Raw genomic sequence first — 11,979 nt, 5'->3', positions numbered from 1 at the left:
TCCTCGGCGACGCGCCGGGCCCGTGCGATCTCGGCCAGACGCCCGTAGTGGAAGGCCAGCCGGACGAAGTTGAAGCGGTGGACGAGATTGTCCGGCTCGGCATCCACGAGGCGTCCCTGGAGGGCGATCCAGTCGGCGACGAAGCGCCTTCCCCAGCGGCGAGGACCGACCCGTCGCGCCACCGAGGCGTGTTCGAGGACCATCTCGCGCACGACCTCGGCGGTGGCGCGGGCCCCCTCGCCGGCGGCCACCCGCTCCGGCAACCGGCGAACGTGTTCGCGCGCGAGCCGCTTGAGGGTCTCGTGATCGGCGCCGCTCGGGAGCCAGCCCTGCGCGAGCACGGTCCGCCGCGGCACCGCGACGCGCCGCGGCCGGCGCGTCCTTCCCGGCAGCAGGGCGGCGAGCATCGCGACGGCTCGGAACAGCTCTCCGGCCACGCGGCGCATGCCGAACAGTTGCCGGACACGCGCGGCTCCGCGGCGCGCCCGGCGCTCGCGTTCCGGGTCGCGGGCGAGCGCGGCCAGCGCCTGGGCCAGACGTCCCGGCCCCGGGGGGTAGGGGCGCAGCCCTTCCGACTCGCCGAGGTAGAGGAGGAGCGACGACCCCTCCTGCACGGCGACGGCGCAGCCCATCGCCAGCGCTTCGAGCGCCCGGGTCGGCATGGCGCCAGGGTGGCGAATGAACGAAAAGCTCGTTTTCGCGCCGGTGAGCTTGTCGAGGTAGGCCTCGTCCGAGAGAAACCCGTCGACGAACTCGACCGAGAGGTCGTTTCGGGCGAGCAGCTCCTGGATCAGCCGAACTTTGTCCGGGTGATACGGATGGAACACGGATCCGGAGAAGAAGACATCCGTGTCGCGTTCCCGGTCGGGCAGAGGCGGCAGATCGTCGCGCACGCCGAAGACCTTGGGAAAGGTCACCACGGGCGCTTCGACCAGTTTCTTCACATCGCGCCACTCGGTGGTGTCGGTGACCAGCAGCAGGTCGAATCGCTCGAGCCACTCGTGCACCGCCTGGATGTGGAGGTCGTAGTCGGCCGTGAAACCGACCACCGGGCAGGGTGCCCGGTCGAGGTCGACGGGCAGCATGTGCCATTCGACCATTTCGACCACGATCAGGTCGGGCTTCACTCCCCGTGGGATCAACTCGCCGAGCGTGGCGAAAGGGCGGTTGGCGATCCGCGAGCCGGGCCGGCAGGACACGGTCCAGAGGCGGAAGCGCGGGTCGGAACTGTCGGCGAGGGCCAGCCCGTGCGGGGCCCGCTTCTGCGCGGGCAGGAAGGCCAGCACGTCGATCACCGGCCTGACCATCCAGGAACGCAGGCGTGCCGCCTCGGCGCCGGCGAGGCCGGCCAGGATCTCCTCCGCGCGCGCGGCGTCTCCGGCGACGAAACGGGCCGCCGCCTCGGCCAGGCGCGCCGGTTTTCCCGGAAAGCGCGCGAGCACCTCCGCAGCCCCGGGAACGGCGATCAGTCCCCGTGCCGCCCAGGTCTCCAGGTCGCGCTCGTCACCGGCCGCCGCGAGCGAGGTCCAGTCGCCGCCGGCCAGATCGAGCGGAAAGCCGTTTCCGGAATCCGAACGGGCGCTCCGACTCACTCCGCCTCCACGCCGAGCACCGTGTCACAGACGAAGTCGATGTCATCAGCGGTCAGGCCGGGGTGGTTCGGCAGGTGGAAGGCCGTGTCGTGAATGCGGTCGGCCATCGGTAGGGTCACGGAATGGAGCCGGGCGCGCCAGAACGGCTGCCGGGTCATGTTCCCGCCCCCGAGCGGGCGCGTTTCGATCCCGGCGTCGGAGAGCGCCCGCGCGATCCGTTCCCGGTGCGAGGGGGTGGAGGCGAGCGCCGCGAACGATATGCTCGAGATCTCGGCGCGTGCGTTGGACTGGATCGCCAGCGTCCCGGTCCGGCCCAGACGCTCGGCGTATCGCCGGTGATTGCGAATCCGTGCGGCGACAACGGCGTCGATCTTCTCCATCTGCCGGAGGCCGAGGTAAGCGCCGAGATCGGTCGGCCGCACGTTGAATCCGGGGACGTAAAAGGTGAACCGCCGGTTGAAGGGCGCGATGCCGTGCGCGTCGGCGAGCTCCTTCGCTCGCGCCGGGGGAAGCTCGTTGGCCCAGCCGTGCGAGCGAAGCTGGAGCAAGAGCTCCCAGAGCGCTTCGTCGTCGGTGCAGACCATCCCGCCTTCGATCGTCGAGATGTGGTGGCCGAAGTAGAAGGAGAACGTGCTGATCGCGCCGAACGTGCCGACCCGGCGTCCGTCGTAGCGCGAGCCGGTCGCAGCGCAGGAGTCCTCGAACAGGACGAATCCGTATCGGTCCTGCAGTTCCTGAATCGTCTCCATCGCGGCCGGCACGCCGAGCACGTGGACGAGAACGACGGCGGCGGGTTCGTGCTGGCGGCAGATCGACTCGAGGTGGTCCGGGTCGAGCCCGAACGTTCTCTCGTCGGCGTCGCAGGCGATCGGTTCGAAGCCGAGCTGGAACGCCGGCGCCACGGTCGTCGCCCAGCTGACCGCCGGCACCACCACCTTGCGGTTCCGGAGCCGACCCGAGAGATCGAGCGCCGCGTACGCGAGCAGGTTGGCCGAGGAGCCCGAGTTCACGTACACCGCATGGCGCACCCCGAGCCATTCCGCCCACCGCCGCTCGAACCGGCGGGTGAGCTCGCCCATCGTCAGCCACGGGTTCCCGGCCAGCCACTCCGCGAGAGAACGGAGGTCGTCGGCGTCGATCGTGGCCTCGGCGAGCCGGATGCGTGGAAGCGTCGAGCGGGACATCGGATCCTCCTCCTCGGTCCGTCTGCTGCCGGATTCACGCCGGCTGCGGCGCTTCCGGCACCTCTTTCCGCCGCGCCGCAAGCTCCCGGTAGGCCTCCTCGAGCGCGCGGCGCAAGTTCCATCGGGGCCGCCATCCGAGTTCGAACAGCTCGGTGGCATCGAGGAGCTTCACGGGCGCCCCGTCGGGGTGGGACGGGTCGAAGGCGATCTCTCCCCGATAGCCCACCACGGACGCGACCTCCCGAGCGAGCTCGCGGATCGAAACGTCCATGCCGCAGCCGAGATTGACCGGGCCCCCGCCGGGGTACCGCTCCATCACCGTGAGTGCGGCGCTGCCGAGATCGCGCCAGTAGATGAAGTCGCGGCGCGGGCGTCCCGTTCCCCAGAGGACGACGCGCGAGGCTCCGGCACGCCGCGCATCGTGAAACCGCGCGAGCAGCGCCGGCACCACGTGTGCCTGGCGGGGATTTCCTTCTGCGCCGCCGCCGAAGGGGTGCGAGGGCACCGCGACGACGAAGTCGCAGCCCCGCTCCTGCCTCAGCGAGCGGCAGAGCTCGGCCGCGGCGATCCGAGCGATCGCGTAGGGGCGGCTGGTGGGCTCGAGATCTCCCGTCCCGAACAGCTCCGGCCCCATCGGCTCCGGGTGCGAACGCGGGTAGCAACAGGAGCTGGCGAAGAACAGCAGGCGCCCGCAACCATGGCGCGCCGCCGACTCGATCACCGTCGTGGCCGCAGCCAGGGTGCCGAGCATCAGCGAGGCGGGGCGCTCGCGGTTCATCGCGATGCCGCCGGACCTTCCGGCAGCAACGAAGATCCACCGCGGACGGGTCCTCTCGACGAGCCGGTCGATCTCCTGCGCGCGCAGCGGAGCGATCTCATCGCAGGACAGCCGCACGATCCTCCGGTATCCCCGCTCCGCGAGCTCGACCGCGACCGCCCGGCCCGCGAGCGTCTCCGCTCCCGCGAGCAGGATCGGCTCATCCGGTTCCGGAGGGTTCACGGGCACGGCGTGAGCTCCCGGAAGGCGTCGATTTTCTGCTGCGCGCGGATGCGCGACTGCTCGCTGTAATCGCGCTCGTGGTCGAAAAAGATGATCTGGCTTCCGGAGCGGTCGAACGAAAAGGGCACATGGATGAGATTCGCCAGCTCTGCGCGGATCCGTTCGTGCCGCTCGGGGGGTGCGAACAGGACGAGGAACCCGCCCCCGCCGGCCCCGGTCAACTTGCCCCCGATGGCTCCGGCCCGCCGGGCGCGCTCGTAGAGCGAATCCACGCGCTCGTTCGACACCGCGTTGCTGAGCGACCGCTTGACGAGCCACGCCTCGTGAAGCAGTTCGCCGAAGGCCTCGAGCCCGCCGCTGCCGGTCAGCACGGTGAGAGCCTCGCGCACGAGATCGGCCATGATCCGGAGCTGGCGCCGCCGCTCGTCGATTCTGGTCACGAAACTGGAGGCGATGTCGCTGGCCGTCCGCTTGATACCCGTGTACAAGAGGAGCAGGTGCGCATTGAGTTCGCGCATCCGCTCCGCCGAGATCGTGACAGGGTGCACCTCGAAGTCACCGTTCTCGCGGAAGATGATGTGATTGAACCCGCCGTAGGCCGCCGTGATCTGGTCCTGCGATCCGACCGTCTCGCGGATCACTTCCTGCTCGACGTGAATCGCTTCCAACGCGAGCTGGTGGCTCGACAGCATCTCGCCGCGAAGCGCGTGGAGCGCATGCAGAAGCCCGACGGTGAACGCGGACGACGATCCCATCCCGCTGCGGGCGGGGAGGTCGCCGTCGTGGTGGATCTCCAGACCCTGGTCGATTCCGAGGTAGCCGAGCACGGCCCGGATGGCCGGATGCTCGATGTCCTCGATGTTCTGGACCGACTCGATCTTGGAGTAGACGCACCGGTAGCGGTGGTCGAAAAACGGGGGGAGGTAGCGGCAGGTGAGGTAGCAGTACTTGTCGATCGCCGCGGCGAGCACGGCGCCGCCGTGGCGCCGGTACCATGCCGGATAGTCGGTCCCGCCGCCGAAGAACGACACGCGGAACGGGGTCCGGCTGATGATCATCGCTGGCTCCCACCCCGGTACGGGGTCATCTGCGGCCGTTCGCCAGCCGCTGCACGCTCCCAGCGAATCTCGGGCCCTGCCTGACGGGCGTCAAGGAACCGGATCGGCCCCGCCGGAGTCCGCCCGGCTCCCTGCGGCTTGCGCCGGAGTCCTCCGGAACCGAGGTTGACGGGAGGAGAGACCGATCGATGGACCGTCCGAGCGGAGGGGCGCCCGCGGAAGGCGCCGCCCGCCAGCTGTGGCTGGCTTCGCCACCGTTCTGCTGCGGGCTGTCCTGGCTCGTCAACGTGCTGCTCGAGCTGGGCATCCGCGCCACTTACTCGCAGTGGCAGGGCCGTCACTGGGAGGAGGGGCCCGAGGGGTCCCGGATGACCTGCCTCGCGTGGGAGCACCTGCGCTGGCACCTCGCGGCCGCCGCCCCGGAGCGGGTCTTCGCTTTCGAACCCGGCTCGGAGGTCGTCTGGGGCCACGAGCTGCGCTTCGCGCGGCGACCGGCGCCGGCGGTGCTGTTCGTGCGGGACGTGCGCGACGCGGTGCACTCGCTGTGGAGGCGCGACCATGCCTCCGAGCTGCCGCTCGAGCGCTACCTCGAGCAGTCCACCGAGTGGCCGGACCACTTTCCGGGGTGCTTCGGGCTGCCACCGGCGGACACCTGGGCGCTCTTCGTCGCCTTTTGGCGCGCCGCCGGAGCGGCGATGCCGCTCCTCATCGTCCGCTTCGAGGACGCCCGACGGGAGCCCGTGGCGACCGTCGAGCGGGTGCTCGGTCACTTCGGCTTCTCGCGCTCTCGAGAGGCCGTGGAAGCGGCGGTCGAATCGTCGTCGGTGGAGCGGCTCCGAGCGGCGGTGGCCCGCCACGCGCGGGAGACGGGCTGGGCCTGGCAGACGGCGCGGCGCGGATGCGCCGCGGAATGGCGCGAGTGGCCCGAGCGGAAGGCGTCTCTTCTGCTCTCGCCGCTCGCCGTCGACGTGATGGCCGATCTCGGCTACGAAGTGCCCGCACCGGCGGTGAGCGGCCCCGATCCGGAGTGGCTGCACCTCGCGGCGATCGGAGCGCGGGAGATCCTCGCGGGAGGAGCGGCCTGGCTGCTTCCCAGGCTGCGCGCCGCCGCGGAGCGAGCCCCCTCGAATCGCGCCGCCGCGCTGGCGCTGTGCCATCTCGCCCTTCGCTGGACTGCGTCGATCTTTCCCCGGGGCGGTCCGCCCCGGGCGGTGAGCGCCGCCGCGCAAGAGTTCACCCGCCTTCTGTTGCGGCACGCCGACTGGCCGCCGCTGGCGGAGGCGGCGCGGGTGGCGCTCGAGTCTGACGAGTTGCCGGAGCCTGCCGATCCGCCCCGGCGCGATCACTGGTCCCCGCCCCGATCCGCACGGGAGACCGCGCCGGGGATGCAGGTTCCAACGATCGAGGAGGCGTCCCATGTCGCGACCTGATCTGCTCGTGATCGCGCCGGGCAACGGCCGGCTGATCTACCAGGAACTCGCGGAGGAGTACGCCGCGATCGAGCCGCCGATCTGGGCCGGGATGCTCGCCAACTCGGCGCGACACGCGGGATACGAGGTGGCGATCGTCGACCAGGAGGCGGAGGGGCTCTCCGCGAAGGAGATCGCCGCTCGCGCCGGGCGCCTCGATCCCCGCCTCGTGGCGATCGTCGTGTACGGGCAGCAGCCCTCAGCATCGACGCAGACGATGACGGCCGCGGGCGAGGTCGCGGCCGCGCTCCGGCGGGAAGGAACCGACGCACCGGTCGTGATCCTCGGCGGCCACCCCTCGGCTCTCCCGGAGCGCACCCTGCTCGAGACGGAGGTGGACGCCGTCTGCGAGGGGGAGGGTCCGCACACATTGCGGGCCCTGCTGGCGCTCGACGATCCCTCCGACCGCCGGCGCTGGGACGACGTGCCGGGGCTGTGGTACCGCGCGGACGGGGCTGTGAAATCGAATCCCCGCGCGCCGCTGATCCCGGCGGAGCGACTCCCGGAGCTGCTCCCCGGTGTCGCCTGGGACCTGCTGCCGATGGAGCGCTACCGGGCACACAACTGGCACTGCTTCGGCCATCTCGACCGGCGGACGCCGTACGGCTCGATCTACACCAGCCTGGGTTGTCCGTTCCGCTGCTCCTTCTGCTGCATCAACGCGCCCTTCGGGAAGTCCTCGTTCCGCTACTGGCCGCCGGAGTTCACCGTCGGGCAGATCAAGCAGCTCCGCACGGAGTACGGCGTTCGCAACCTCAAAATCGCGGACGAGATGTTCGTGCTGAACGAGAAACACTACCTCGCCATCTGCGAGGGGATCGTCCGCGAGGGAATCGACGATCTCAATATCTGGGCCTACGCGCGCGTCGATACGGTGAAGAGCGAACCGCTGGCGCTCATGCGGAAAGCGGGCGTGCGCTGGCTTTGCCTCGGTATCGAGTCGGCGAGTCGGTTCGTCCGCGACGGTGTAAGGAAGGGGAAGTTCGGGCGCGAGCAGATCTTCGACACGGTGAAGCGCATCCGCGACGCCGGCATCTTCGTGATCGGGAACTTCATCTTCGGACTACCGGACGACACTTTCGACTCGATGCAGGAGACGCTCGACATCGCGATGGAGTTGAACTGCGAGATGGCGAACTTCTACTGCGCCACGGCCTATCCCGGGTCGGCGCTGTACGAGCGGGCGGTGGCCGAGGGCTGGCCGCTCCCGGCGGAGTGGCACCACTACTCGCAGCATTCGCGCTGGACTCGGCCCCTGCCGACCGAGACGCTCAGCGGCGAGCAGGTCCTCGCTTTCCGCGATTGGGCGTGGCAGGTCTACTTCACCAATCCGCGCTATCTCGAGATGATCCGCCGCACGTTCGGGACGGAGACCGTGCGGCACATCCGCCGGCTGACCGAGATCCGCCTCGAGCGGGAATTCGCCTGGACGCCGGAGATGGAGGAGGCCCGTGTCGCACAGATCGCTTGAAGAGCTGCAGCAGAAGGCCCGTTGGGTGCGCCGCACCGTGCTCGAGATGGCGGTGAGCGCCAAGAGCGGTCACGTCACGTCCGCCTTTTCGCAGACCGAGCTCCTCGTCGCACTCTATTACGGGGGAATCCTGAGGGTCCGGCCGGAGCAGCCGGACTGGCCCGACCGTGACCGGTTCATCCTCAGCAAGGGGCAGGGGGGCATCGGGCTCTACCCGATCCTCGCCGATCTCGGCTTCTTCCCGCGCGAGGAGCTGGATCGCTTCACCCAGCGCGGCAGCAAGCTCGGCGTGCACTGCGAATGGCACGTGCCCGGGATCGAGACCGTTTCCGGCTCTCTCGGGCACGGGCTGCCGGTGGCGACCGGAATGGCGGAGGCGGCGCGGCGCGACGGCAAGGATCACCTCGTGGTGCTGGTCACCGGCGACGCGGAGCTGTACGAGGGCTCCAACTGGGAGGCGGCCATCGTCGCGGGAGCGCGTCGTTACGACAACCTGATCGTCATCGTCGACCGCAACGGGCAGGGGGTGCTCGGGCATACCGACCCCCGGGACGACGCCTACATGGAGTGGAGCAGCGACGGTCCCGCCCTCGAGCCGCTGGCCGCGAAGTTCGCCGCCTTCGGCTGGGAGGCGAAGGAGATCGACGGGCACGACTTCCGGCAGATCTTCGACTCGCTCGACGGTATCCGGGACCGGAGAGGCCGCGGACCGCTCGCCGTCGTCGCGCGCACGGTCAAGGGGAAGGGAGTTCCGTTCCTCGAAAACCAGCGGCGGTGGCACTACCGCGTTCCGGAGGGGGAGGAGCTCGAAATCGCGCGCCGGGCGCTGGCCTGAGCCACACCCGGGGCACACGGAGACCGCCATGGCCAAGCCGAAGATCGGGATGCGGGATGCGTTCTTCAACGCGCTGTACGAGATCGCCGTGAGCGATCCCGACGTCTACATCGTGAGCGCCGACAACGGAGCGCCGAGCATCGATCAGTTCGCATCGAACCTCAAGGAGCAGTTCATCCAGGTCGGCATCGCCGAGCAACAGATGATCGGCATGGCGGCCGGACTCGCTCTGGAGGGAAAGAAGGTCTACACGTACGCGATCTGCCCCTTCATCACGGCGCGCGTCTACGAACAGATCAAGATCGACGTCTGCGCGCAGAACCTGCCCGTCACGATGCTCGGTGTCGGCGCCGGCTACGCCTACGACATCATGGGCCCGACGCATCACACGGTGGAGGACTTCGCCATCCTGCGCGTCCAGCCGAACATGACGATCCTCAGCCCGGCAGACGGCACGACCGCGGCGGCGATGGCGCCCTGGACCCACCGGCACGCCGGCCCGTGCTACGTGCGCTTCGACCGGGCCGGGTTGCCGGAGATCTACGATGCGGCTCCCGATCTCGCGCGGGGTTTCGCGGTGCTGCGGGAGGGAAGCGACTGCGCGATCGTGGCCACCGGTGTGATGGTCGGCCAGGCGCTGGCGGCGGCGGAGGAGCTGCACCGCCGGGGGATTTCGGCGGGTGTCGTCGACCTGTTCCGCATCAAGCCGGTCGATGCGGCAGCGCTGTTCGCGGCGCTCGGAGAGGTGCCCAACGTCGTCACGCTCGAAGAGCACTACCGCGCCGGCGGCATCGGGGGAATGTTCGCCGAGATGATCGCGGACCGCGAAGAGCCCCGCCGCCTGCTGCGGCTCGGCCAGCACGACCGGTTCGCTTTCGAGATGGGCGGCCGCTCGGTGATCTGGGAAAACGCGGGACTCGACGTTCCGGGGATCGTCACGCGCGTGGACCGCTGGATGGCGGCGGCACGGGAGGGGCGTCTGGCAGCCGCCGGTCGTTCCTGAAAATCCCGCCGATCCCGTCCCGGCCGAGCGTGAAGACGACCTCGAGCGGGGCGGCTCCGCGGACCCGCAACAGGTCGCCGTGCTCCCCGCGCTGGTGGTGGAAGCGGCATAGGGTGACGAGGTTCTCCGGCGCGTCGTCCCCGCCGCGCGAGCGGTAGACGACGTGGTGCGCCTCCAGATTCCGCCTGGAGGTGCAGCCGGGGGACTGGCAGCGCCAGCCGTCCCGCTCGTAGATCTCCTGCTCCGCGCGGCGCGAGCCGTCCGGGGCGCGGTCCCATTGCTCGGCGTACCCGAGCAGCAGGTAGAGCAGGCGCCACGAGAACGACCGATCGGCCCACGGGGCGGAAAACGTCCACGGATCGCCCGCCTCCGGCTCCGCCGCTCGCCGCAATTCCTCCAGCCGCGCGATCCATTCCCGGCGCGGTTCGATCCGGCTCAGCACCGACAGGAAGGACCGCGCCAGGTCGCGCGGGAGCCGCAGAGTCAGCATTGCCGCCGGGAACCCGTCGTGCACGAGCGTCTCCGCCGCCTCCCATACGTGGTCCAGCGTGGTCCCGTAACCACGGCGCTGCGAGCGCTGCCAGCGGGCGTCGTCTCCCGGCAAGGGCACCCGCCGCGGCCCGCGCGACAGCCATCGCTCCCTGCGCACGGCGCGGATCTCGTCCTGCAGCCGCCGGCAAGTGACCTGCTCCGCCAGCTCCAGCCACGCCCGCTCACTCGCTTCGTCCAGCGGTTCGTCCCGCAGGCCGCGCACGAGGACGAGCAGCTTCTGCGCCCCGATCCGCCCTTCCCAGTAGGCCTGCCGCCAGTGCGGGTGCCAGACCAGCCGGCGCTCCAGGAAGACCCGTTCCCGCACCGCCGCGCCCGACATCCCGAGGCGCTTCTCCGCGTACTCCTCGATGTTCCGGAAACCGAGCTGGAGGAACCCCCACTGGTCCGCCATCTCCTGGAGCAGCACCCCGAAGATGCGCTGTGCCCGTTCTTCGACGTCCAGCAACCCTTCCAGGGCGTCCGCCGCGGCCACCGGGTCGCAGCCTCCGGCCGCCCGGCCCAACGCCGGCAGAAGGCCGAGCACCTCGCGCAACTCCCGGACGTCGATCCACCCCTCGCGCTCCTCGTCCGGCAGCGGATCCACCGGAATCCGCCAGCGAGCGCGCGGGGAGCGCCAGCGCCGCCACGGAATCTCCTCCAGTGGATCGGGCCGGGGCTCGTTCTCGTCATCCCGCGGCTCCTCCCGCAGCGGTCCCGACTCGGCCTCCGCCACGAGCGCCTCGACGAAGGAGACGACGCCCGTCTCCGCGCCGCACACGCGACGGTGCAGATCGAAGACCTCCTCCCAGCAGGCGAGCACCGCACCGGCGACGGGCAGCCGCAACGTCACCCGCGCGCGGCCCTCGGCGTCCTCGCCGGCCGCAGCGCAGGCGGTGTCCTCGTGGCCTGAAGAGGTGCCGGCGCCCGGCTCCTCGGGCGTTCCCTCCCTATCGAGCGAGCGGTCTTCCGGGGTGCCGGCTTCCGGCGCCGGCGGGGCTTCTCTTTCTCCCGCCAAAGCTTCGCGCACCGTGCGCTGCAGCACGCGCACGCTCGCCCGCCGCGCAAACGCGATCCACGGGGCGAGAGCCGTGTTCTCCGGCAACCGCGCGAGCTGGTAGGCCGCCTCCCGGCCCAGCGGGGGACCGCCGTCGTCGCCGGTGACCGCGAGCTCCAGCTCCGCGGACCGCGCGAGCGCGCGGCCGATCGCCGCCAGGCGCCGCAGCCAGCGCCCGCTCCGGCCGAACCGCTCGCGGCAGAAGTCACCGGCGCGCGCGTAGCCGAACTCCTTCCATGTCTCATGCTCGGCGATCGTGCGCGCCGCGCGCGCCGCGGGCGGGAGCGTGCGGTCGAGCAGACCGCGCACGACCAGCGCCACGGCGTCCAGTTCCTCGGGGAAGAGCGGGCGCCCCGACACGCGAACGAACGGAAGCTCGGGTCTGTAGCGCCGCGAAGGATCCCTCGCAGCTTCTCGGCGTGCTCTGGTGTCGATACCGAACGTCACCGCGGAGTCCCGAGCCGTTCACGCTTTGAAAGTGCTTTGATGTTATCACGAGGTGACGGATGCGTCAACCGAAAAACTGCAAAAAACGCACGAAAATCACCGTTTCGGCGAAGAATTCGCTTCCGGGTTTCCTCCCGTTTTCGAGCGCGCCGGCGATGGCGTCCGAGCGAACGGACGTCCGTCGCCGGACGGCCGCGGCCGTTCCAGGAACGCGGACGCCTTTCCCCAAGAGCTCTGAGCCAGGTTTCGGGAACATGCTGCCGCGCGCGGCGAACTGGGCAGGCTTCCCGTGGCCACCGTGCGGCCGGAGGCCGCCCGGAGAATCCGCGGTGGTT

Annotated in this window: 10 protein-coding genes; 4 read left to right on the top strand and 6 right to left on the bottom strand. The window is 70.3% G+C overall.

The window, feature by feature from the left end:
• The 4 genes from D6718_00945 to D6718_00930 form a co-directional block, all read right to left on the bottom strand.
• Positions 1-1,592: hypothetical protein (locus D6718_00945; GenBank protein RMG48826.1), on the bottom strand; the 1,592-nt coding region annotated here is incomplete at its 3' end.
• Positions 1,589-2,935, bottom strand: coding sequence for a DegT/DnrJ/EryC1/StrS family aminotransferase (locus D6718_00940; GenBank protein ID RMG48825.1), 1,347 nt, complete (start codon positions 2,933-2,935; stop codon positions 1,589-1,591). The genes D6718_00945 and D6718_00940, both read right to left, overlap by 4 nt.
• A complete protein-coding gene (locus tag D6718_00935; protein ID RMG48824.1) occupies positions 2,811-3,782 on the bottom strand; it encodes an NAD-dependent epimerase/dehydratase family protein in 972 nt (323 codons plus the stop codon). The genes D6718_00940 and D6718_00935 overlap by 125 nt, the downstream gene beginning before the upstream one ends.
• Entirely contained in the window at positions 3,773-4,834 is a 1,062-nt protein-coding gene (locus D6718_00930; protein ID RMG48823.1) for a kinase, read from the bottom strand. The genes D6718_00935 and D6718_00930 overlap by 10 nt, the downstream gene beginning before the upstream one ends.
• A gap of 188 nt (positions 4,835-5,022) precedes the next feature.
• Between D6718_00930 and D6718_00925 the strand changes: the two genes are divergently transcribed.
• From D6718_00925 to D6718_00910, 4 genes are read left to right on the top strand one after another with little or no spacing between them, the layout of a single operon-like run.
• Complete coding sequence (locus D6718_00925; protein ID RMG48822.1) at positions 5,023-6,264, top strand: hypothetical protein; 1,242 nt, start codon at positions 5,023-5,025, stop codon at positions 6,262-6,264.
• The gene (locus D6718_00920; protein ID RMG48821.1) at positions 6,251-7,774 is read left to right on the top strand and encodes a radical SAM protein; all 1,524 of its coding nucleotides are present in this window, start codon (positions 6,251-6,253) and stop codon (positions 7,772-7,774) included. Before D6718_00925 ends, D6718_00920 begins: the two co-directional genes overlap by 14 nt.
• On the top strand, positions 7,755-8,609 hold the full coding sequence (locus D6718_00915; protein RMG48820.1) for a transketolase: 855 nt from the start codon (positions 7,755-7,757) through the stop codon (positions 8,607-8,609). The genes D6718_00920 and D6718_00915 overlap by 20 nt, the downstream gene beginning before the upstream one ends.
• Before the next feature lie 28 nt (positions 8,610-8,637).
• Positions 8,638-9,612, top strand: coding sequence for a 1-deoxy-D-xylulose-5-phosphate synthase (locus D6718_00910; protein ID RMG48819.1), 975 nt, complete (start codon positions 8,638-8,640; stop codon positions 9,610-9,612).
• Here the strand turns inward: D6718_00910 and D6718_00905 are convergent.
• Both D6718_00905 and D6718_00900 read right to left on the bottom strand, forming a co-directional pair.
• Positions 9,545-11,557: an HNH endonuclease gene (locus D6718_00905; protein RMG48818.1), complete on the bottom strand. Its 2,013-nt coding sequence runs from the start codon at positions 11,555-11,557 to the stop codon at positions 9,545-9,547. The two genes, D6718_00910 and D6718_00905, sit on opposite strands and share 68 nt — an antisense overlap.
• Positions 11,558-11,708: 151 nt before the next feature.
• On the bottom strand, positions 11,709-11,979 hold a 271-nt coding region (locus D6718_00900; protein RMG48817.1), incomplete at its 5' end, for a hypothetical protein.

This window comes from Acidobacteriota bacterium (assembly GCA_003696075.1).
Taxonomy (GTDB): domain Bacteria; phylum Acidobacteriota; class Polarisedimenticolia; order J045; family J045; genus J045.
Note: the sequence above shows the minus strand (reverse complement) of the source record. Positions and strands in the feature narration are given on the sequence as shown.

What these genes read in the sequence shown, in the direction of transcription:
- D6718_00940 (RMG48825.1), bottom strand. Translation starts at nt 2,935, where the DNA reads ATGCCACCGAGCTGTTCGAACTCGGATGGCGGCCCCGATGGAACTTGC.
- D6718_00930 (RMG48823.1), bottom strand. Translation starts at nt 4,834, where the DNA reads ATGATCATCAGCCGGACCCCGTTCCGCGTGTCGTTCTTCGGCGGCGGG.
- D6718_00925 (RMG48822.1), top strand. Translation starts at nt 5,023, where the DNA reads ATGGACCGTCCGAGCGGAGGGGCGCCCGCGGAAGGCGCCGCCCGCCAG.
- D6718_00920 (RMG48821.1), top strand. Translation starts at nt 6,251, where the DNA reads ATGTCGCGACCTGATCTGCTCGTGATCGCGCCGGGCAACGGCCGGCTG.
- D6718_00910 (RMG48819.1), top strand. Translation starts at nt 8,638, where the DNA reads ATGGCCAAGCCGAAGATCGGGATGCGGGATGCGTTCTTCAACGCGCTG.